Genomic DNA, 22,266 nt, shown 5'->3' with positions numbered 1-22,266 from the left:
TGGGGGTACAGTCTGGGTCGCTCCGGAACCACGCAACGCCGCTCGGACGGCGAACCTGCCGACCGCCGGGGCACCGTGCGCCACCCAGCACGGCGGCAAGAACCTGGAGCATCGTGTCGAACACGTCCACCCAGCACGGCGAGGACCGTGCGTTCAAGGGGAAGGTCACCCTGTTCGCCATCGCGGCGGCTGTCGGCGGCTTCCTCTTCGGATTCGACTCCTCCGTCATCAACGGAGCCGTCGACGCGATCAAGGGCGAGTTCGGCCTGACCGAGGCCGCGAGCGGCTTCGCCGTCGCCTCGGCCCTGATCGGCTGTGCCTTCGGCGCCTACTTCGCCGGTCGCCTCGCCGACCGCTGGGGTCGCACGCGCGTCATGTTCTGGGCCGCCGTGCTCTTCTTCGTGTCCTCGATCGGCAGCGCCTTCGCGTTCGCGACGTGGGACCTCGTGGTCTGGCGCCTCGTCGGCGGTCTCGGCATCGGCACCGCCTCGGTCATCGCGCCGGCCTACATCTCCGAGGTCTCCCCGAAGGCCATCCGCGGCCGCCTGGCATCGTTCCAGCAGCTTGCGATCACGCTCGGCATCTTCGCCGCGCTGCTGTCCGACCAGCTGTTCGCCGTCACCGCCGGTGGCGCGTCGGAGCAGGTGCTCGGTCTCGCCGCGTGGCGCTGGATGTTCCTCGTCGGCGTCGTCCCGTCGGTCGTCTACGGCGTCCTGGCCATCACGCTGCCGGAGTCCCCGCGCTTCCTGCTCGCCAAGGGCCGCAAGGAGGACGCCCGTGACGTGATGGGCAAGATCGTCCCGCGCGACACGGTGAACACGAGCCTCGAGGAGATCCAGGACGGTATCGAGAAGGAGGCCAAGGAGAAGAAGGGCTCCATCCGGGGCAACCGCTTCGGCCTGCAGCCGATCGTCTGGGTCGGCATCATCCTCGCCGTCCTGCAGCAGTTCGTCGGCATCAACGTGATCTTCTACTACTCGACGACGCTCTGGCAGGCCGTCGGGTTCAAGGAGGAGGACTCGTTCCTCATCTCGACGATCACCTCGATCGTCAACGTCGCCGTCACCTTCATCGCGATCTTCAGCGTCGACAAGCTCGGCCGCAAGCCGCTGCTCGTCGCCGGTTCCGCGGGCATGTTCGTCTCGCTCACGATGGTCGCGATCGCGTTCTCGCAGGCCGCGATCGTCGACGGCGCACCGCAACTGCCCGGCCCGTGGGGCATCATCGCCCTCGTCTTCGCGAACCTGTTCGTCGTGTCGTTCGGTGCGACCTGGGGCCCGCTCATGTGGGTCCTGCTCGGCGAGATGTTCCCGAACCGCATCCGTGCGACGGCGCTCGGCGTCGGCTCGGCCGCGAACTGGATCGCGAACTTCGTGGTCACGATCACGTTCCCGGTGCTCTCCGGCTTCAACCTGACGGTGACCTACGGCATCTACGCGCTCTTCGCGCTCGTGTCCCTGTTCTTCGTGATCGCCAAGATCCCGGAGACGAAGGGTCGCTCGCTCGAGGAGATGGGCATCACGGCCGAGGGCGACACGGTCGACGCCAAGGCCTGACCCACGCCGGTCGCCGGACGGGAGGCCCGGATCACCCACGCCGATCGGCGTGCGTGATCCGGGCCTCCCGTCTGTTAGCATGACTCCCGCAGCGCGCTCAGCGCGCTGACTTCGCGCGTCCACTGTGCTCATCCAACGGCACGTCCACCGGCCACCGGTCCCGCTCCCACGAGCGGGCGGCCGTGCGGACAGGGCGCCAGGGGCCCCGACCACCGGTCGGGACCGACAACAACCGCAACCGTGCTCACGGCCCAACAGCCGTGCGCCGAGAACAAGGAGGGACGGCATGGCCGTCGTCACCATCCGCCAGCTGCTCGACAGCGGCGTCCACTTCGGACACCAGACCCGTCGGTGGAACCCGAAGGTGAAGCGCTTCATCCTCGCCGAGCGCTCGGGCATCCACATCATCGACCTGCAGCAGTCGCTGGCCTTCATCGACCGCGCGTACGACTTCGTCAAGGAGACGGTCGCGCACGGTGGCACGATCCTCTTCGTGGGCACCAAGAAGCAGGCCCAGGGCTCCATCGCCGAGCAGGCGACCCGCGTCGGCCAGCCGTACGTCAACCAGCGTTGGCTCGGCGGTCTGCTCACGAACTTCCAGACGGTCTCCAAGCGCCTCGCGCGCATGAAGGAGCTCGAGGAGATCGACTTCGACGACACGACGAAGGGCTTCACCAAGAAGGAGCTCCTCATCAAGAAGCGCGAGCTGGACAAGCTCCACAAGACCCTCGGTGGTATCCGCAACCTCACGCGGACCCCGAGCGCGCTCTGGATCGTCGACACCAAGAAGGAGCACCTCGCCGTCGACGAGGCGCAGAAGCTCGGGATCCCGGTCATCGGCATCCTCGACACCAACTGCGACCCCGACGAGATCACGTACCCGATCCCGGGCAACGACGACGCGATCCGCTCCGTCGGCCTCCTCACCCGCATCGTCGCCGACGCCGCGGCCGAGGGCCTGAAGACCCGCCACAACGGTGGCGACGAGGAAGAGGCCGAGCCCCTCGCCGAGTGGGAGCAGGAGCTCCTCGGTGGCGAGCAGGCCGCTCCGGCAGCCGACGCCGCGCCGGTCGCCGAGACCCCGGTCGAGGAGAACGACGCCGACGCGCAGGTCGCCGCGAAGGAGATCGGCGAGCCGATCGCCGAGGCCGACAAGAACGCCGAAGCCACCCCCGCCGAGTGACATCCGGGGGCGCCGGGCCGGTCGGCTCGGCGCCCCCTCCTTCTCTCTCCACAACTCCAGTCCAGAAAGGACTCCAGCCAATGGCCAACTACAGCCTTGCTGACGTGAAGAAGCTCCGTGAGGACCTCGGGGCCGGCATGATGGACGCCAAGAACGCGCTCGTCGAGGCCGACGGCGACTACGACAAGGCCGTCGAGCTCCTCCGCATCAAGGGCGCGAAGGCCGTCGCCAAGCGCGACGACCGTGCGACCTCCGAGGGCGTCGTCGTGGCGTCGACCGAGGGTGGCGCCGCCACCGTCGTCGAGCTCGCCAGCGAGACCGACTTCGTCGCGAAGAACGAGAAGTTCACCACCCTCGCCGACAAGGTCGTCGCCGCGGTCGCCGCCGCCGGCGCGTCCGACGTCGAGGCCGGCAACGCCGCGCCGCTCGACGGCAAGACGGTCGCCGAGGCGATCGACGAGGCCGCCGCCGCGCTGGGCGAGAAGCTCGCGCTCCGCACGGTCACCCGTGTCGAGGGCGACGCCTTCGAGGTCTACCTGCACAAGACCAGCCAGGACCTGCCGCCGCAGATCGCCGTCGTCATCGCCTACTCGGGCTCCGACGCCGCCGAGGCCCGCTCGATCGCGCAGCACGTCGCGTTCGCGAACCCGACGTACCTCACCCGCGACGAGATCCCGGCCGAGGCGATCGAGAAGGAGCGCGCGACCGTCGAGGCGATCACGCGCGAGGAGGGCAAGCCGGAGGCCGCCCTCCCGAAGATCGTCGAGGGTCGCCTCAACGCCTACCGCAAGCAGGTCGCGCTGCTCGAGCAGGACTACGCGAAGGACAACAAGCTGTCCGTCGCGAAGGCCGCCGAGAACGCCGGCATCACCATCCAGGGCTTCGCCCGCGTCAAGGTCGGCGCGTAACGAACCCGTGACGGGGTCAGGAACCGAGAACCGGTTCCTGGCCCCGTTTTCGCGCGCCGAGGGGCGCGCACCCGGCCTGGAGGCGCGACCCGCCTCCGCCGGACCGGCTGCGGCCGGGTAGATTCCCACGAGACATTCGACGAAGGGTGCGCCACATGACGAACGAGAAGACCGGACGCCGCCGGGTCCTGCTGAAGCTGTCGGGGGAGGCCTTCGGAGCCGGGTCGCTCGGGGTGAACCCGGACGTGATCGGCACCATCGCGAAGGAGATCGCCGCGGCCGCCCAGGACGTCGAGGTCGCGATCGTGGTCGGCGGCGGGAACTTCTTCCGCGGTGCCGAGCTGTCGCAGCGCGGGATGGACCGCGGCCGTGCCGACTACATGGGCATGCTCGGGACCGTGATGAACGCCCTCGCGCTGCAGGACTTCCTCGAGCAGGCCGGGGCCGCCACGCGCGTGCAGTCCGCGATCAGCATGACCCAGGTCGCGGAGCCGTACATCCCGCGGCGCGCCGAGCGGCACCTCGAGAAGGGCCGCATCGTCATCTTCGGTGCCGGCGCGGGCCTGCCGTACTTCTCGACCGACACCGTGGCCGCACAGCGTGCGCTCGAGATCGACGCGCACGAGGTGCTCGTCGCGAAGAACGGCGTCGACGGGGTCTACACCGCCGACCCGAAGAAGGACACGAGCGCCGAGAAGCTCGACCACGTGACCTACCAGGACGCCCTGCTGCAGGGGCTGAAGGTCGTCGACGCCACGGCCTTCTCGCTCTGCATGGACAACGGCATGCCGATGCACGTGTTCGGCATGGAGGGCGCCGGCAACGTCGCGGCGGCGATCCGCGGGGAGCGGATCGGCACGGTGGTCAGCAACTGACCCCGGCCGCTGACTAGACTCGACAGCAGTACCGAAGGAGAACCACCGTGATCAGTGATGTCCTGACCGAAGCCACCGAGAAGATGGCGAAGGCCGTCGACGTCGCCAAGGACGACTTCGCGACCGTCCGTACCGGACGCATCAACGCCGCCCTCTTCCAGAAGATCCCGGTCGACTACTACGGCACGCCGACGCCGCTCGCGCAGCTGGCGTCGCTGCAGACGCCCGAGGCCCGCACGCTCATCGTCACGCCGTACGACAAGTCGGCGCTGAAGGAGATCGAGCGCGCGATCGCGACGTTCCCGAACCTCGGCGCGAGCCCGACGAACGACGGCGAGATCGTCCGCGTGACGATCCCGGAGCTCACCCAGGACCGTCGCAAGGAGTTCGTGAAGCTCGTGCGCGGCAAGGGCGAGGACCACAAGGTCGTCATCCGCAACATCCGTCGTCGTGCCAAGGACGACCTCGACGCGCTGAAGGGTGAGATCTCCGACGACGAGATCGCCCGCGGCGACAAGGACCTCGAGTCGCTCACGAAGAAGCACGTCGACCAGATCGACGACGCGCTGAAGAAGAAGGAAGCCGAACTCCTCGAGGTCTGATGCGTCTCCCCGACCCGGGCGGCGACCGCCCCACGCAACCGCGCCCGTCCGCGAAGAAGGGGCTCCGTCAGGACTTCGACGCCCGTGCCCGCGCGGCGCGCGCCGACTTCGAAGCGCAGCTCCGGCAGCGCAAGGCTGAGTTCGGCGCGCGCAACGAGGCACTCACGGCGCGGACCGGGCGGAACCTGCCGGCCGCGATCGCCATCGCCCTGGCGTTCGCGGTCGTCATGCTCGGGTCGCTCCTGCTGTGGAAGCCGTCGTTCATGGTCGTCGCGGCGTTCCTGCTCGGCGTCGCCGTGTACGAACTCGCGAGTGCGATGCGCTTCGCCGGCCGGGACGTCCCGCGCATCCCGAGCGTCGTGGCGGCGGTCGGCATGGTGCCGGCCGCGTTCCTCGGCGGTCAGGTCGCGGCGTTGTTCGCGGTGCTCGGCGGCATCCTGCTCATCGTGGTGTGGCGGCTCGTCGAGGTCGCGGTCGAACGTGAGAAGCCCCCGGCCGGGCACGTCGCGCGGGACCTGACGAACGGGCTGTTCGTCCAGGCGTACATCACGGTGCTCGGCGCCTGCATCGTCCTGCTCTCGGCGCAGCCCCGCGGCGAGCTCTGGGTCATCGCCTTCATCCTCGTCGTCGTGGCCGTCGACACCGGTGCCTACGCGACCGGGCTCAACCTCGGCAAGCACCCGATGGCACCGCGGATCAGCCCGAAGAAGACCTGGGAGGGCTTCGCGGGGTCCGTCGCGGCGAGCATCGTCATGAGCATCCTGGTCGTCTGGCTCATGCTCGGTCTGCCGTGGTGGACCGGCATCGTCCTCGGCGTCCTCATCTCGGGGTCGGCGACGCTGGGTGACCTCACCGAGTCGATGATCAAGCGGGACCTCGGGATCAAGGACATCTCGTCCTTCCTGCCCGGGCACGGGGGACTCCTCGACCGGATCGACAGCATCCTGCCGTCGGCCGCGGTCGCGTACGGGCTGTTCCTCGTCGTCGTGCACTGACGAGCTGCCGCACGGCCTCGGTCGCGCGCGCACGCGCTCCCCGTGGTCGCGTCGCCGTCGTGCACTGACAGGGTGGCGTGAGGCGCGTCCAGCCAGCCCCATGGTCGAGTGCTGGCAGAATGTCGCCCGTGGCCACCACCTTCCCCACCGCAGACCGGAAAGCCCTCGGGTACGACGTCGACGAGGTCGATCGGTTCCTCGAGGACGCCCGACGCGCGTACACCGCCGCCGACACCGCTCCCGGCATCGAGGCAGCGAAGATCCGCGCGACGGCCTTCTCGATGAAGAAGGGCGGGTACTCGACGGCCCACGTCGACGCCGCCCTCGAACGCCTCGAGGACGCCTTCGCCGCCCGGGAGCGCGAGCGTGAGATCGCCGACGTCGGCAAGAAGGCGTGGTACGCCGAAGCCCGCACCAAGGCCTCGGACGTGGTGGCCCGGCTCGAACGTCCGGACCGACAGCGGTTCGCCCGCACGAGCCCGCTCGGCACCGGCTACCACCCGAAGGACGTCGACGCGTTCGCGCAGCGCCTGGCCGGGTACTTCCGCGACGGCAAGCCGCTGAGCCTCACCGAGGTCCGCTCGGTCGTGTTCCGCCCGAAGCACGGCGGCTACCGCGAAGCGCAGGTCGACGCACTGCTCGACGCCGTCGTCGAGGTCATGCTCGCCGTCCGCTGACGACGCGCTGGCAGGCGGTGCTTCTCATCGCGTGACCATTCCGTTATCCTGGACGGACTCATGGGCAGGCACACGGCAGACCTCAGCGAAGACCGCGGCACCCGCGACCACCTCGACCGTCCGGTCGTCGGTGAGCGCCGCGCGGCACGTGACCGACTCCGCACCTCGGAGCACGCGGTCATCCACACGGCACCGCAGGCCGTGACGGCCTCGATCCCGGCGGCACCCGAGAGCGCACCCGCTCGCAAGGAGCGCACCGCGACCGCCGGCTCCGTCCCGCGCACGGTCGTCGACCACCGCGTCGTCGCCCAGCGTCGAGCCACCCCGTCCGCTCGGGCGACCGTGGCGCGGACCGCGCCGAAGCGATCGGTCGGGTCGTTCATGCGGTCCCGCGCGACGATCCCGGCGCTGTCCTTCTTCGCGGTCTTCGGGTTCGTCGGCGGCTCGCTCTTCAACCCGATGCAGCCCGACGTCGCCCAGGCCGCGGTCACCGCACCGGTGCTCGTCAAGGCCGCGGTCGCCCCTCAGCATTACACGACCCACGGCACCTACGCCGCGTTCGACGTGTCGCGCGACGAGTACGGGGTCACCGTCCCGACGCCGGAGGTCTCCTCCCCGCCGGTCGACGCAGCCGACAGCGCCGCGGCGGCAAAGCAGAAGATCACGCCGTCGAATGTCGTCGCACCCGCGGCGGCCACGCCGAACCCGGGGAGCGCGCAGGCCATCGCCCAGCAGATGGTTGCCGCCCGCGGGTGGGGGTCCGACCAGTTCAGCTGCCTCGTCTCGCTCTGGAACAGGGAGTCGGGCTGGCGGGTCAACGCGTACAACTCGAGCGGTGCCTACGGCATCCCGCAGTCGCTCCCCGGCAGCAAGATGGCGACGGCCGGCGCCGACTGGCAGACGAACCCTGCAACGCAGATCACCTGGGGTCTCAACTACATCTCTGACTCCTACGGCACGCCCTGCGGCGCCTGGGGCCACAGCCAAACTTACAACTGGTACTGATCGGGTCCGGGGGTGCCGCGCAGCAACCGACCGCGGCGTCCGCGCGGTGCGGTTCCCGAGCCTGAGGACGAGGTCGGTCTCGACCGCCTGATGTCCGGGTGGAAGCGGACCGAGGTCCGGCGCGGTCGGACCTTCACCGTCCAGCCCGTCTCGGCTGCCTCCGCCCAGAAGGAGTACGTCTGCCCCGGGTGCGGCGGCACGGTCCTGCCCGGGACCGCCCACGTCGTCGTCTGGCGTGCCGACGGCGTCCTCGGCGACGAAGCCGACCTGGCGTCACGCCGTCACTGGCACAACCACTGCTGGAGCATCGCATGAGCACCGAGATCCGGTCCGGGACGGAACTGCCGGCGCATCGCACCGACGTCGAGCTCGTCACGGACGACCACCTCACCCTCGTCGGCGAACTCGCGGAGCCCCTCGGACGAGCCGCCCGTGGGACGCTCGTGACCCTGCACCCGCTGCCGACCGCCCAGGGGTTCATGGACTCGCACGTGCTCAAGAAGGCCGCCGCCCGGTTGCCCGAGCTCGCCGACATCGCGGTGCTCCGGTTCAACTTCCGGTCCGTGACGTCGCCCCGCGGCACCTCCGAGGGCACGTTCGGCGAGGGGGAGTCCGAGGGCTTCGACCTCCGCGCGGCCGTGCACGAGGTCGTCGCCCGGGGGCTGCCGACGCCGTGGCTCGTCGGGTGGTCGTTCGGCACCGAGGTCGCGCTCAAGCACGGGCTCGAACACGTCGCGGCCGGGAACGTCGCCGGAGTGGTCCTGCTCTCGCCGCCGCTGCACCGCACCACCGACGCGGAGCTGGCCCGGTGGGCCTCCGTCGACGTCCCGGTGGTCGCCCTCGTCCCCGAGCACGACGACTTCCTGCAGCCGGACGAGGCGGTGCGCCGGTTCGCCGTCGCACCGAACGTCCGCGTGGTCCCCGTGGCGGGCGCGAAGCACCTGTGGGTGGGGGAGCGGTACGTGCGGACGGTGCTCGACGCCGTCGCCGACCTCGTCGTGCCGGGCAGCGCGCCGCTGCCGACGCACGTCGACGACGACATCGCCCGCTGACGTCCGCACCTGCCTGACGACGGCAGCTGCCCGACGACTCCGCGGACCACGTCGGGACGCGGGCCGGCCTGGAGGCGCGTGGTGCGCCTCCAGGCCGGTCACCGCGCAGCGGCGTCCGTCAGTGGCGCGTCAGCGACCGTCCGCGTCGTGGTCGTGGTCGTGGTCGTGGTCGTGGTCGTGGTCGTGGTCGTCGTCGGTGGCTGCGCCGCCGGTGTCGTCCTGGTCGACCGCGGCCATGAGCCCGGTCGCGTGGGTCAGCACGCCACGCAGGTTCTCGAGGTAGCCCGCCACGGCGTCGCGTTCGGTGCGGATCGCGGCGAGCCGATCCTCGGACTCCGCGACGATCGCGGCGGTGCGCTCCTCGGCGTCGGCCACCATGCGGTGCACCCGTGCCTGCGCGTCGCTGATGATCGTGCGGGCGTGCTCCTGCGCCTCGGCGGTGCTGCTGCGCTCGAGGTCGTCGGCCTCCTGCTGCAGGCGCTCCGCACGCTCCCGCGCCTCGGCGGCGCGGCGGGTGGCCTCGGACAGCTGCAGGTTGGCCTCGTCGAGGTACTTCTGCGTCTCGGCGACCGTCTCGCGGTGCTTCTGCAGGTAGTCCTGCTCAGCGTCGTCGCGTCGGGCGGCGATCTCCGTCTCGAGCGCAGTCGCGGCGTCCTCGCGCTCGCGGGCGATCTCGGCACGCACCTCGTCCCGTTCCTTCGCGAGGACGGCGCGCATCGTGTCGACCTCCTGCTGGAGTGCCGCGCGCTCGGCTTCGAGGTCGGCGAGTTCGGCGCGACGGCGCTCGGCGATCTCGACGTCGACCTCGGTGTGCTCGCGCTCCCGGCGGGCTGCGAGCTCGTCGGCGTGTTCGCGGGCGGCCCGCTCGGTCGCGGCGTCGGCCTCGGCGCGCTCCCGCTCGATCCGTTCGGCGTGCTGCGCGAGCTCGCGCTCGATGCGCTCCGTGGTCTCCTGGACACGCCGGGCGTTCTCGGCCGCGGTCTGCTCCTCGTCGACGCGGAGCTGTGCGCGGGCGGCTGCGAGCTCCTGCTCCAGCGCGGTCCGGGCACCGGCGAGCTCGCGCTCCCACTCGGCCCGGGCGGCCGCGAGTTCCTCGTCGAGGACTCGGCGACGGTCGCCGACCTCGGCGTCGAGCTCGGCGCGGCGACGGGCGATCTCTGACTCGAGCTCGGCGCGGCCGGTCTCGAGCGCCAGGGCGTGCTCGCGCTGCTGCTCGTCGCGCTCACGCTGCCACGCGGCGCGGCCCTCGGTGACCTCGCGCTCGAGTGCGGCGCGGCGATCGGTCTCCTCGCGGTCGAGGTCCTCGGTGCGGCGGGTGTGCTCGGCCTCGAACACGCTGCGGCGGTGCTCGGTCTCGCGGTCGAGCGCGGCGGCGGCGGTCCGTGCGTCGGCGGCGTCCTGCTGCGCTGCCTCGCGGAGCTCGGCGACCTCGTGCTCGACGCGTGCCCGCAGGGCGTTCGTCTCACGGATCGCGACGGAGCGGACCTCGGCCGCCTCGGTCACGGCGGCACCGCGGACGGCTGCTGCCTCGTTTCGGGCGTCCTGGGTCAGCAGTCCGGCCTCGGCGCGGGCGCGCTCGATGGTGTCGGCCGACTCGGCGCGGGCGCGGCTCAGCTCGTCGGTGGCGCGGCTGCGGGCGTCCTCCAGGGTCTCGGAGGCCTCCTGGCGCGCCTCGCGCAGCAGACGGTCGGACTCGGCGCGACTCGCTGCACGGAGTCGCTGCGCGTCGATGTCCGCCTGGCTGATCAGGCGGGTCGACTGCTCCTCGGCGACGCGGAGGGTGGACTCGAGCCGGGTGCCGAGTCCGCTGTACGTCGGCGTGCCCGCCTCGTCCAGCTCGCTCTGCAGGTCGGAGACCCGGGTCTGCAGCAGCCGGATCTCCTTGGCGGCCTCGGCCCGGTCGTTGTTCGACTTGATGAGCTCGCGACGCAGCTCGTTGAGGGCCCGGTCGACGTCGTCGCGGCGGTACCCGCGCAGCTCGGATCCGAACTCGGCCTCGTCGTTCGCCACGTGTCGCTCCTGGGGGTCGGCGGAGGGCCAGCCCTTGGCCCGCGACGATCCTAGCGGCGGTCCGGCGCCCCACCCTGAGTCCTCCACAGGGCCTCGTGCCGCCGTCACGACCCCACGGGGATGCGACTTCCAGCGTGCCTCGCTATCCTGAGGCGCTGATTCGCGCGCCGACATCCCCCACCCCGGCGCGGTAGGGAGAAGATCCGTGCGATTCGTCCTGGCGATCGTCAGTTTCGTCATCGGTCTGCTGCTCGTCGGGCTCGCTGTCGGCCAACGCACCGTCTTCGCGCCACCCGCGTCGCTCGTCGCGCAGTCGACCAGCAAGGCCGAGGTCCCGGTGACGGTGATCCCGGGGTCCACGCTCAACGCGAACCCCGGGTACCAGCGCATCAACATCTCCGGCTCCGGCGACGTGTTCGCGGCGTACGGCCGGACGAGTGACGTCCAGGCCTGGATCGGCGACGCGAAGCACACCACGCTGCGGTTCGACGCCGAGCAGGACCGGCTCGTCGGCAAGACCACCGGCAGCGCCCGCTCCGTCCCGGACCCGTCGGGCAGCGACCTCTGGTACCAGGAGTGGCAGGGCGCCGGGCAGTTCACCGTCCGGCTCCCGTCCGACGTCTCCGTCGTGATCCTGGGCGACGGGTCCTCGGCGGCACCCACCGACGTGTCCGTGACCTGGCCGCGGGACACCGCGACGCCGTCGGTCGGACCGCTCCTGGTGGGCGGCGGCCTGTTCCTGGTCGGCGGGCTCGCCCTGCTCGTCTGGGCGTTCCTGCACCAGCGCCGCGGCCGGGGTCCGCGTCGTCGGAGCGGTGGGTCCCGTCCGCCGCGCGTGCGCGCCTCGCGCCGTGCCGCTGCCGCCGGTGCACAGGTGCCGAGGCCGAGTCGACGCGGACGCCGTCCGTTCCTGGTCGTCCCGATCGTGCTCGTCGGTGCGCTCGGCCTCGCCGGCTGTTCGTCGGACTACTGGCCGCAGGGCGGTGGCGCGGCGACGCCGACCCCGAGCGCCTCGGCGACCGCGGCGACCGCGGCAGCCCCGACCGCGGCGTCGAAGCAGCAGATCTCCCGCATCGTCGAGCGTGTGGCCGACGTCGCCGCGAAGGCCGACGCCGCGAAGGACGCGAGCATGCTCGAGTCGCGGTTCACGGGTGCGGCGCTCGACCTCCGCAAGGCGAACTACGCGATCCGCGCCAAGGACGACAAGGCAGAGGCGCCCCCGGCGATCTCCGCGAAGGAGGTCTGCGTCGCCCTGCCCCAGCAGACCGACACGTGGCCACGCACGGTCTTCACCGTCGTGGCCGAGGACTGCCAGGCGAAGACGGCCCCGCAGGCGCTCACGCTCGTGCAGGCGAGTGCGCGGGACGACTACAAGGTCGCCTACGACGTGTCGCTCGAGGCCGCGGCGCAGATCCCGAGCCTCGCGCCGACGTCGGTCGGGGCCGCCCGGCTCGCCGGCGACACCAAGCTGCTCCGCATCGCGCCGGACGAGATCGCGAAGGCCTACGGCGACGTCCTCGCCAAGGACTCCGAGAGCGACTCCGCGTCGCTGTTCGAGTCGGAGGGCGACGGCCTGCGCTCGACCATCGGCAAGGCGTACAAGGACAAGAAGGCCGAAGGGCTGCCGGACACCGCGAAGATCGAGTACTCGTCCGAGGTCCCCGACGACAGCGCGATCGCGATCGCGACCGACGGAGCCGGTGCGCTCGTGTCCGCCGACCTCGACGAGATCGAGAAGGTCACGCCGACGGCCGCCGGCGCCGAGGTGAACACCCAGGGCGCCGTCCAGGCCCTGTCCGGTGTGAACTCCAGCACGAAGGGCATCAGCGCGACCTACAGCGTGCAGCTGCTCTTCTCCGTGCCCCCCGTGGGCAGTGATGACAAGGTGGTGCTGCTCGGCTTCACGCAGGGCCTGACCGCCGCGAGTGAGGTGCAATGACCAACGTCCCCCCGACCCCGTCCGGTCTCCGCGGAGCCGTCGACCTGTCGTCCCTCGTCGAGCGTGCGCAGCGCCCGGCCCAGAACGCCCCGGGCACGCCGCCCGCGGGCGCCGGGCAGCCCGTCGCGCCGTCGGCTCCGGGCAGCGACTCCGACCAGGGCACGCCGACGGTCCCATCGCTCGTCCTCGACGTCACCGACCAGACCTTCCAGGACATCGTGGAACTCTCCACGGTCGTCCCGGTCATCGTCGACATCTGGGCCGAGTGGTGCGGGCCGTGCAAGCAGCTCTCCCCGGTCCTCGAGCAGCTGACGGCCGAGTACGACGGTCGCGTCGTGCTCGCCAAGGTCGACGCCGACACGAACCCGCAGCTCGTCCAGGCCTTCCAGGCGCAGTCGATCCCGACCGTGGCCGCCGTCATCGGTGGCCGTCCGCTCGGGCTCTTCGTCGGCGCGCTGCCCGAGGCCCAGGTGCGCGACGTCTTCGAGCAGGTCGTCGCGGCGGCCGAGCAGAACGGTGTCACGGGCCGCGTGCGCGTGGACGGCCAGTCCGCCGTCGAGGGCGGAGCCGAGCCGCAGGGCGACGCCGAGCCGGAGCCGCTGCCCCCGCACCACCAGGCCGCGTACGACGCCATCGAGCGTGGTGACTACGCCGCGGCGGTCCAGGAGTACAAGACCGCGATCGCGCAGGACCCGAACGACCAGATGGCCGTGGCCGGCCTCGCGCAGGTGTCGCTGCTCGACCGTCTCGCGGGCCGGTCGGCCGACGAGGTCCGGAGCGCAGCCGCCGCCGGACCGCAGGACGTCGAGGCGCAGCTCGCGGTCGCCGACCTGGACATCAGCGGCGGACACGTCGAGGACGCCTTCGGACGCCTGCTCGACCTGGTGCCGACGGTGTTCGGGGCCGAGCGCGAGGCCCTCCGACTCCGGCTCGTCGAGTACTTCGAGCTCGTCGGGGTCGACGACCCCCGGGTCGTCGCCGCACGCCGGCGTCTGGCGAGCGCCCTGTACTGATCGGCCGAGCGCACACACGAGACGCCCCCGGGAGCGGGGGGCGTCTCGTGTTCCCGGACTCGGCCCGTCGGCGCGCAGTCGCCGGACGCGACCTCCGGACGGACGGGAGGCGCGGTACCGACCGGCACCGCGCCTCCCGTCCGTCCTCGCCCCACCAGGGGCGACCGGCTCAGCCAGCCAGCCGCAACCAGACCGCACCGAGCGGCGGCACCACCAGGTGCGCCGACGCCGGGCGGCCGGCCCAGGGCGTCTCGTCGGCGGTGACCGACCCGAGGTTGCCGACACCCGAGCCGCCGTACTCGACGGCGTCGGTGTTGAGGACCTCGTGCCACTCGCCGGCGCTCGGCAGGCCGAAGCGCCGCTCGACGGGCACGCCCGAGAAGTTCACGAACACGGCGATCCGGTCGTCGCCGTCCTTCCGCAGGAACCCGAGCGTCGAGTGCGGTGCGTCGCCGCCCTCGATCCACTCGAACCCCTCGGGGGAGGAGTCGTGCGTCCACAGCGCCGGGCTGTCCGTGTACACGCGGTTCAGCGCGGCGACGAGGTCCTGGACGCCACGGTGGCCCGGGTCGTCGAGGAGCCACCAGTCGAGCCCGCGCGCCTCGGACCACTCCGACGGCTGGGCGAACTCCTGGCCCATGAACAGCAGCTGCTTGCCCGGGTGCGCCCACATGAACGCGAGGTAGGCGCGCAGGTTCGCGAGCTTCTGCCACTCGTCGCCGGGCATCTTGCCGTAGAGCGAACCCTTGCCGTGCACGACCTCGTCGTGGCTGATCGGCAGGGTGAACTGCTCGCTGAACGCGTAGACGAGCGAGAAGGTGATCTCGTCGTGGTGGTACGCGCGGTGGGCCGGGTCACGCTCGATGTACTGGAGCGAGTCGTGCATCCATCCCATGTTCCACTTCTGCCCGAAGCCGAGGCCGCCGGCGCTCGTCGGCTGGGTGACGCCGGGCCAGGAGGTGCTCTCCTCGGCGATCATCACGATGCCAGGGTAGCGCTTGTAGGCGGTGGCGTTGGTCTCCTGCAGGAACGAGATCGCCTCGAGGTTCTCGCGCCCGCCGTGGATGTTCGGCAGCCAGTCGGTCCGCGAGTAGTCGAGGTAGAGCATCGAGGCCACGGCGTCGACGCGGAGCCCGTCGATGTGGAACTCCTCGAACCAGTACAGGGCGTTCGCCACGAGGAAGTTGCGGACCTGCGGCTGCCCGAAGTCGAACACGTACGTGCCCCAGTCGAGCTGCTCGCCGCGGCGGGGGTCCGGGTGCTCGAACAGTGCGTACCCGTCGAACTTCGCGAGTGCCCACTCGTCCTTGGGGAAGTGCCCGGGCACCCAGTCCATGATGACGCCGATGCCCGCCGAGTGCAGGCGGTCGATGAGGTAGCGCAGGTCGTCCGGCGTGCCGAAGCGCGCGGTCGGGGCGTAGTACCCGGTGACCTGGTAGCCCCACGACCCGCCGAACGGGTGCTCGGCGAGGGGCAGGAACTCGATGTGCGTGAACCCGAGGTGCTGCACGTGCCCGATGAGCTGGTCGGCGACCTCGCGGTAGGACAGCCCGGGGCGCCACGAACCGAGGTGCACCTCGTACACGCTCATCGGCGCGTCGTGGGTCGTGGTCTGCGCACGTCGTTCCATCCACGCGGCGTCACCCTCCGACCACGTGTACTCGGAGGCGGTGATGACCGACGCGGTCAGCGGCGGGACCTCGGTGCGGCGGGCGAACGGGTCCGCCCGCTCGACCCAGCCGGAGTCGGTGAGGATCTGGAACTTGTAGCGCTGCCCGACGAGCGCGCCCGGCCAGAACAGCTCCCAGACGCCGAGGTCGTCCAGGCGACGCATCGCGGTGGTGCGGCCCTCCCAGCCCTCGAAGTCGCCGATGACCCGGACCGCGGTCGCGCGCGGTGCCCACACGGTGAAGGCGACACCGTCCACACCGTCGACGGTGCGGACGTGGGCGCCGAGGTGCTGCCAGAGCTGCTCGTCGCGGCCCTCGCCGAAGAGGTGCAGGTCGAGCTCGCCGATGGTCGGCGCGAAGCGGTACGCGTCGTCCGTGGTCCACGTCGCGTCGTCGGCGTCGGTGGACTCGTCGAAGTCGTAGTCGGCCTCGACCCGGTAGCGTCCGAGCGTGCCGGCGGTGGCACCTGCCCACATGCCGTCGCCCTCGTGCGTGAGTTCGACGTCGTCGCCGTCCGGCCGGACGATCCGCACGGCCGAGGCCAGGTGGCGGACGACCCGGACGCTCGTGCCGCCGTCGACCGGGTGCGGGCCCAGCACGTCGTGCGGCTGGGACCAGCGACCCTCGGCGACCTGCTGGCGGAGCCAGTCCTCGACCGGCGCCGGGCGCGGCCCGTCCGGCGAGGTGGCGGTCGACGCGGGCGTGCCCGACGGCTGCTGCGGTCCGGTGGTGGCGGACCCGCCCGACCCGGGGTCGGGCGTGGGCGCACTCGCCGGCGCGCTCGCCCGGCCGCCGAGGGTCGCGGACTCGGCGACGCCACGGTCGGGGCGCTCACCAGGGGTCGACGGGGCGCCCGGCAGGTCCTCACCGGGGGCGGAGACGCGCGGCTCGTACCGGGGCGCGTCGTCGCCCGCGGCTGCGCCGGAGGGGGCAGCGCCCGACGGCGCTGCTGCGGACGGCGCGGTGTGCGGCACGGGCGGCGGGGGCGGCGGCACGGGCGGGACGCTCGGCCCCTGACCACGGCTCGGCGGGACGGGTGTCGGTCGGGCGTCGCCCATCGGCTCGGTCCCCTTCGGGTCACGGTCGGTCATCGGTGCGGTCCTTCCACGACGAGCAGGTGCACGGGCTCCTGGAAGGCGTCCAGGCGGACGTAGTTCGACGAACCCCAGACCCAACGCTGGCCGGTGACGACGTCGCGGACGTCGAACGCCTGCTCGGTCGGCAGGCCCAGGGCGGCCAGGTCGAGGTGCACGGTCGTCTCGCGCGCGGAGTGCGGGTCGACGTTCGCCACGACGATCACGGTGTCGGCACGGCCGGACCGGATGAACTCGCCGGGCAGGTGCTTCGAGTAGACGACGATCGCCGGGTCCTCGGCGCTGTGCACGTGCAGGTTGCGCAGCTGCCGCAGTGCCGGGTGCGCCTGACGGAAGCGGTTGAGCATCGTCACGTAGGGCGCGAGGCTCGCCCCCTCGGCCTCGGCGAGGGCGAAGTCGCGCGGCTTGTACTCGTACTTCTCGTTGTCGATGTTCTCCTCGGAGCCGGGACGGGCGACGTCCTCGAAGAGCTCGTAGCCGGAGTACATGCCCCAGGTCGGCGCCCCGGTGGCCGCGAGGGCCGCGCGCACCTTGTAGCCCGCCCGACCGCCGAACTGCAGGTACTCGGTGAGGATGTCCGGCGTGTTCACGAAGAGGTTCGGGCGCAGGTAGGCGCTCGTCTCGTGGCTGAGCTCGTCGAAGTAGTCCTCGATCTCCTCCTTGGTGTTGCGCCAGGTGAAGTACGAGTAGGACTGCTGGAACCCGACCTCGGCCAGGGCGCGCATCATCGCCGGGCGGGTGAACGCCTCGGCGAGGAACACCGTGTCGGGGTGCTCGTCGCGGACCTCGCGGATGACCCGCTCCCAGAACCACAGCGGCTTGGTGTGCGGGTTGTCCACGCGGAAGATGCGGATGCCGAAGGTCATCCAGTGGCGCAGCACGCGCAGCACCTCGGCGACGATCCCCTCGGGGTCGGAGTCGAACTGGATCGGGTAGATGTCCTGGTAGCGCTTCGGGGGGTTCTCGGCGGTCGCGATGGAGCCGTCGGCCCGGACCGTGAACCACTCCGGGTGCTGCTCGACCCAGGGGTGGTCGGGGGAGCACTGCAGCGCGAAGTCGAGCGCGACCTCCATGCCGGTGTTCTTCGCCGTCTCGACGAAGTCGCGGAAGTCGTCCTCGGTCCCGAGGTCCGGGTGGATCGCGTCGTGGCCCCCCTCGGGCGCCCCGATCGCCCACGGGCTGCCCGGGTCGTTCGGTCCCGGCGTCAGGGTGTTGTTCGGTCCCTTGCGCGCGGTCGTGCCGATCGGGTGGATCGGGGGGAGGTACACGACGTCGAAGCCCATGCGGGCGACCGCCGGCAGGCGACGGGCCGCGGTGCGGAAGTCCCCGCTCTTCCACGAGCCGTCGGCGTTCTTGCGGGCACCCTCGCTGCGGGGGAAGAACTCGTACCAGGCGCCGACGCCCGCACGGGTGCGCTCGACGTCGAGCAGCTGGGTGGGGGAGTGCGTGCGGAGCGAGGTCAGGGGGCTGTCCTCGACCTCGCCGGTGATCCGGGCGTCGTCGACGGCCGCCAGGCGTTCCGTCGGCTCGAGGGCGGTGTCGCGCACCTGCTCGGCGGCGCGGACGGCCGCGGTCGAGTCGGTCTCGGCGGCGAGGCGGTCGAGCAGGGCTGCGCCGTCGAGCAGCGTCGCCTCGGTGTCGACGCCCGCGGCGATCTTCAACCGCGCGGCGTGCAGCCAGGTGGCCCAGTCGTCGGAGTAGGACTCGACGTGCCACGTCCACACCCCGGTGTGGTCGACCTGCACGGTCGCCTCGTACCGGTCGGTCCCGGCGGCGACGAGCGTCATCGGGACGGTGCGGGTGCCGCCGTCGGGTCGTTCGAGGACCAGGTCGGCACCGATCACGCCGTGGCCCTCGCGGAAGACGGTCGCACCGAACGTGATCACCTCGCCGTCGAAGGCCTTCGACGGGAACCCGTTCGGGGTCGTCGGAGCGAGCTGGGTGATCGGGATGCGCCCGATCTTCGGTCGGCGGGGTCGGTCTGCAGTGGCCACGGAGCCGACGCTACCCGGCTGGCGGACCGGCGTTCCCCGGAAGACGCGCTCTGTGCACGACCGGGCGCGCCGCGCCCTCTGTGGAGGAAGCGCGCGGACGCGACCACGGGGGCGGACGGGAGGCCCGTGGCGGGCCCGCCACGGGCCTCCCGTCCGCCCCCTGGGCGGCCGCCGGCCGACAGGCCGGACCAGGGCGCCCGATGCCCGACCCGAGCCGGGCGGACGTGCGCCCTACGCGACCTCGAACACGTGGATGCCCGGCCCGTACGCGGTGAAGACCTGTCCCGCCGGCCGCAGCCGCTCGTGGTCGCGGTGCTTCTCGCTCGACCAGGCGAGGCGGTACCCGAGGACGTCCTCGCGGACCGGCAGCGTCAGGTCCCGGGTCCGTCCGCTGCCGTGCACCACGACGAGCACCCGGTCGGACGGCTCGTGCTCGGGCGTCGACTCGGCGTAGTACTGCACCGCACGGTGGATCGGTTGGTCCCAGCCCTCCGGGGTCATCGGACGACCGTCGGGGCCGTACCAGGACATCCGGGTCGCGCCGGGCGTCTCCTGCCCCTCGACCCCGAACCGCGTGGGACGGAGCGCGGGGTGCGCGGCACGCAGACGCGCCAGTGCGGCGACGACCTCGGTCATCGACTCGGCGTCCTCGTCGTCCGACCAGTCGACGGGGGTCAGGTCACCGGAGACGACGTACGCGTTGTTGTTGCCGTGCTGGGTGCGGCTGCGGTCGTCGCCGGCCGTGAGCATCGGCACGCCCGCGGCGAGCATGAGGGTGCCCACGAGGTTCCGCATCGAGCGGCCCCGGGCGGCGCGGACGCCACGGTCGGCGGTGTCGCCCTCGATCCCGTGGTTGAACGAGCGGTTGTCGTCGGAGCCGTCGCGGCCGTCCTCGCCGTTCGCCTCGTTGTGCTTGCGGTCGTGCGACACCAGGTCGAGCAGGGTGAAGCCGTCGTGCGCCGTGACGAAGTTGACGCTCGCGAGCGGACCACGCTCCGGGCCGAACAGGTGCCGGGACCCCGTGAGCACCCCGGCGAGCGCGCCGATGCCCGCCCGCGGGGCACCGTTGCGGCGCTCCTCGGCGATGTCGCCCAACCAGAACTGCCGGACCGTGTCACGGAAGCCGTCGTTCCACTCGCTCGTCCGCGCGCCGAACGCACCGGTGCGCCAGCCGTCCGGGCCGACGTCCCACGGCTCGGCGACGACGAGCACGTCCTGCAGGTCGGGGTGCCGCCGGATCCGTTCGAGCAGCGGGTGGTCCGCGTCGAAGACGTGCTGCGCGTCACGGGCGAGCGCCGCCATCAGGTCGAAGCGGAAGCCGTCGACCTGCACCTCGCGCGCCCAGTACCGCAGGCTGTCGACCACGAGGTCGGCGGTCGCGCCCACCGAGGTGTCGAGGGTGTTGCCGCAGCCCGTCGTGTCGTGGTGGCTGCTGCCGTCCTCGGTCCACCGGTAGTGGCGCGGACCGTCGATCCCGCGGAGCGACGTGGTCGGACCGCCGACGCCCTCCTCGGCGGTGTGGTTGTAGACGACGTCGAGCACGACCTGGATCCCGGCCTCGTGGAGCAGCCGGACCATGCCCTTGAACTCGCGCAGGACCGCCGAGGCGCCGGCCGCCCGGGCGTCGGCGGAGGCGTGGGCGGCGTGCGGGGCGAAGAAGCCGAGCGAGTTGTAGCCCCAGGCGTTCTCGCGGCCGGCGGCACGGAGCCACCCCTCGGTGTCGAAGGCGTGCACGGGGAGCAGCTCGAGGGTCGTCACCCCGATGCGGTGCAGGTGCGCGATCGTGCTCGGGTGCGCGACCCCGGCGTAGGTCCCGCGCAGGTGTTCGGGGACGTGCGGGTTCGCGGCGGTGAGGGTGCGCACGTTCGCCTCGTACACGACGACCCGGTCGAGCGGCACGACCGGCTTGACGACGCCGCCCCAGTCGAAGGCGTCGTCGACGACCTCGGACGTCCAGCGCTGGGCGGTCGCCGCGCGCTGCCCGGTGCCGCCGACCCCGTCGGTCGGGTCCACCGGGACGATGCCGCGCGCGTACGGGTCGAGCAGCGGCCGGTGCGGGTCGAAGTCGTGCCGCGGCGCGGTCGGGCCGTCCGCCAGCAGGTGGTAGCGGTCGCCCGGCACCACGCCGGGCGTCGGGGCGGACCACCGGTCGCTGCCGCCGGCGCGCTCGAGCGCGAAGCGCACCGGCTCCGCACCACCGGTGCGCTGCACCACGAGGGTGACGGAGGTCGCCGAGGCGGACCGGACCGAGAACCGCGGTCCGTCGTCGCCGAGGCGGAAGCCGGGGGTCTCGTCGGTCGCGGTCTCGTGCACGGCACCCAGGGTACGAGGCCGCGCGGGTATCCTGGAACCGCTCGACCAGGGGGTGCCCGATGCCCGAGAAGAACGACCGGCCCGACCGGCCAGACCGGCCAGGCCGCGCGCCGGTCTACCTCGACCACGCCGCGACCACGCCGATGCTGCCCGAGGCGCTCGCCGCCTTCACGGCCGCGCTCGGCACCGTCGGCAACCCGTCGTCGATCCACAGCGCGGGCCAGCGCGCGAAGATGCTGCTCGAGGACGGCCGCGCGGCCGTCGCCCGCTCGCTCGACGCCGAGCCGGTCGAGGTCGTCTTCACCTCCGGCGGCACCGAGAGCATCAACCTCGCCGTCAAGGGCATGTACTGGGCGCGTCAGCAGGACCGCCCCCGTCCGCGCATCGTCGTCCCCGCCGGCGAGCACCACGCGACGGTCGACACCGTCGAGTGGCTCGAGCGACACGAGGGCGCGGTCGTCGACGTGGTCCCGTTGGACGCGCAGGGTCGCGTCGACCTCGCCGGCCTGGAGGCGCGACTCGCCGCCGCCGACGACGTCGCGCTGGTCACGTTCCTGTGGGCGAACAACGAGGTGGGCACCCTGCAGCCGGTGGACCGGATCGTCGCGCTCGCGCACGCCGCCGGCGTGCCCGTGCACAGCGACGCGGTCGCCGCCTACGGGCAGGTCCCGGTGTCGTTCCGCGCGTCCGGCCTCGACGCGCTGAGCGTCTCCGCGCACAAGGTCGGGGGACCGGTCGGCATCGGGGCGCTCGTGCTCGGCCGCGGCTCGACCGTCGAACCGCTCATCCACGGCGGTGGCCAGCAGCGCCAGGTGCGCAGCGGGACGCAGGACGCGCCGTCGGCCGCCGCGTTCGGCGTCGCGGCGGGGACCCCGCACGCCGACGTCACCGCGCTGCGGGACCGACTCGTCGCCGGGGTGGTGGCTGCGGTGCCCTCGGCGGTGCTCATGGGCGACCCGGTGGACCGGCTGCCGGGCAACGCGCACTTCACGTTCCCCGGGTGCGAGGGCGACTCGCTGCTGTTCCTCCTCGACGCCGCCGGGGTCGCCGTGTCCACCGGGTCCGCCTGCCAGGCCGGCGTGCCCGAGGCGTCGCACGTGCTCCTCGCGATGGGCCTCGACGAGCAGGACGCGCGCGGGGCACTGCGGATCACGCTCGGGCACACCTCGACCGAGGCCGACGTCGACGCGTTCCTCGCGGCGCTGCCGGACGCGGTCGCGCGGGCCGGTGCTGCCGGGATGGCGTCGCGCGCGCCGCTCCTCGGCCGCTGATCCGCCGCGCCGTGCGCGGCTGCTCGGCCGCGCACGCTCGGGAGGCGGCCTCCGTCCTCCACAGCCGCCGCGGAGCGGGCGCCAGTCCACAGGCGGAGGTGGGGCGGGC

At 72.2% G+C, this 22,266-nt stretch carries 17 protein-coding genes; 13 read left to right on the top strand and 4 right to left on the bottom strand.

Features of this window, described 5'->3' with window-relative positions; all coding sequences use genetic code 11:
* The first annotated feature begins 113 nt into the window (after positions 1-113).
* The 10 genes from QOL15_RS10025 (at position 114) to QOL15_RS09980 (ending at position 8,853) form a co-directional block, all read left to right on the top strand.
* Entirely contained in the window at positions 114-1,556 is a 1,443-nt protein-coding gene (locus QOL15_RS10025) for a sugar porter family MFS transporter (RefSeq protein WP_071249159.1), read from the top strand.
* A 286-nt stretch (positions 1,557-1,842) separates the two neighbouring features.
* Positions 1,843-2,739: a 30S ribosomal protein S2 gene (gene rpsB / locus QOL15_RS10020; RefSeq protein WP_065962010.1), complete on the top strand. Its 897-nt coding sequence runs from the start codon at positions 1,843-1,845 to the stop codon at positions 2,737-2,739.
* Between the two features lie 80 nt (positions 2,740-2,819).
* A complete protein-coding gene (gene tsf, locus QOL15_RS10015) occupies positions 2,820-3,647 on the top strand; it encodes a translation elongation factor Ts (protein ID WP_065962012.1) in 828 nt (275 codons plus the stop codon).
* A 155-nt stretch (positions 3,648-3,802) separates the two neighbouring features.
* Entirely contained in the window at positions 3,803-4,522 is a 720-nt protein-coding gene (gene pyrH / locus QOL15_RS10010; RefSeq protein ID WP_065962014.1) for a UMP kinase, read from the top strand.
* A gap of 47 nt (positions 4,523-4,569) precedes the next feature.
* Positions 4,570-5,124 (top strand): ribosome recycling factor, encoded by a 555-nt coding sequence (frr, locus tag QOL15_RS10005; RefSeq protein WP_065962015.1) that lies wholly within the window; start codon positions 4,570-4,572, stop codon positions 5,122-5,124.
* On the top strand, positions 5,124-6,119 hold the full coding sequence (locus QOL15_RS10000; RefSeq protein ID WP_071249161.1) for a phosphatidate cytidylyltransferase: 996 nt from the start codon (positions 5,124-5,126) through the stop codon (positions 6,117-6,119). Before frr ends, QOL15_RS10000 begins: the two co-directional genes overlap by 1 nt.
* Positions 6,120-6,238: 119 nt before the next feature.
* Positions 6,239-6,796 (top strand): DivIVA domain-containing protein, encoded by a 558-nt coding sequence (locus QOL15_RS09995; protein ID WP_065962019.1) that lies wholly within the window; start codon positions 6,239-6,241, stop codon positions 6,794-6,796.
* A gap of 60 nt (positions 6,797-6,856) precedes the next feature.
* Positions 6,857-7,801, top strand: a complete 945-nt coding sequence (locus tag QOL15_RS09990) for a lytic transglycosylase domain-containing protein (protein WP_254784157.1) — start codon at positions 6,857-6,859, stop codon at positions 7,799-7,801.
* A gap of 12 nt (positions 7,802-7,813) precedes the next feature.
* Entirely contained in the window at positions 7,814-8,116 is a 303-nt protein-coding gene (locus QOL15_RS09985; protein ID WP_071249163.1) for a hypothetical protein, read from the top strand.
* Positions 8,113-8,853 (top strand): alpha/beta hydrolase, encoded by a 741-nt coding sequence (locus QOL15_RS09980; protein ID WP_071249167.1) that lies wholly within the window; start codon positions 8,113-8,115, stop codon positions 8,851-8,853. The genes QOL15_RS09985 and QOL15_RS09980 overlap by 4 nt, the downstream gene beginning before the upstream one ends.
* A 129-nt stretch (positions 8,854-8,982) precedes the next feature.
* Here the strand turns inward: QOL15_RS09980 and QOL15_RS09975 are convergent, their stop codons facing one another.
* Positions 8,983-10,863 carry a hypothetical protein gene (locus QOL15_RS09975; RefSeq protein WP_071249170.1) on the bottom strand — a complete coding sequence of 627 codons (1,881 nt, stop codon included), beginning with the start codon at positions 10,861-10,863 and terminating at the stop codon, positions 8,983-8,985.
* 205 nt (positions 10,864-11,068) lie between these two features.
* On the opposite strand from QOL15_RS09975, the gene QOL15_RS09970 reads away from it, so the two are divergent.
* Both QOL15_RS09970 and QOL15_RS09965 read left to right on the top strand, forming a co-directional pair.
* Positions 11,069-12,802, top strand: a complete 1,734-nt coding sequence (locus QOL15_RS09970) for a hypothetical protein (protein WP_071249172.1) — start codon at positions 11,069-11,071, stop codon at positions 12,800-12,802.
* Complete coding sequence (locus tag QOL15_RS09965; protein WP_071249173.1) at positions 12,799-13,815, top strand: tetratricopeptide repeat protein; 1,017 nt, start codon at positions 12,799-12,801, stop codon at positions 13,813-13,815. The genes QOL15_RS09970 and QOL15_RS09965 overlap by 4 nt, the downstream gene beginning before the upstream one ends.
* Before the next feature lie 169 nt (positions 13,816-13,984).
* Here QOL15_RS09965 and glgB read toward each other — a convergent pair whose 3' ends face one another.
* From glgB to QOL15_RS09950, 3 genes are all read right to left on the bottom strand, one after another.
* A complete protein-coding gene (glgB, locus tag QOL15_RS09960; protein WP_254784158.1) occupies positions 13,985-16,576 on the bottom strand; it encodes a 1,4-alpha-glucan branching protein GlgB in 2,592 nt (863 codons plus the stop codon).
* Complete coding sequence (locus tag QOL15_RS09955; RefSeq protein ID WP_175473074.1) at positions 16,573-18,573, bottom strand: alpha-1,4-glucan--maltose-1-phosphate maltosyltransferase; 2,001 nt, start codon at positions 18,571-18,573, stop codon at positions 16,573-16,575. Before QOL15_RS09955 ends, glgB begins: the two co-directional genes overlap by 4 nt.
* Before the next feature lie 231 nt (positions 18,574-18,804).
* Positions 18,805-20,886 (bottom strand): glycogen-debranching protein, encoded by a 2,082-nt coding sequence (locus tag QOL15_RS09950; RefSeq protein WP_071249176.1) that lies wholly within the window; start codon positions 20,884-20,886, stop codon positions 18,805-18,807.
* 59 nt (positions 20,887-20,945) lie between these two features.
* Between QOL15_RS09950 and QOL15_RS09945 the strand changes: the two genes are divergently transcribed.
* Complete coding sequence (locus QOL15_RS09945; protein ID WP_071249178.1) at positions 20,946-22,157, top strand: cysteine desulfurase family protein; 1,212 nt, start codon at positions 20,946-20,948, stop codon at positions 22,155-22,157.
* Positions 22,158-22,266: the final 109 nt, after the last annotated feature.

It is taken from the genome of Curtobacterium sp. MCBA15_012, assembly GCF_001864935.2.
Classification (GTDB): domain Bacteria; phylum Actinomycetota; class Actinomycetes; order Actinomycetales; family Microbacteriaceae; genus Curtobacterium.
Note: the sequence above shows the minus strand (reverse complement) of the source record. Positions and strands in the feature narration are given on the sequence as shown.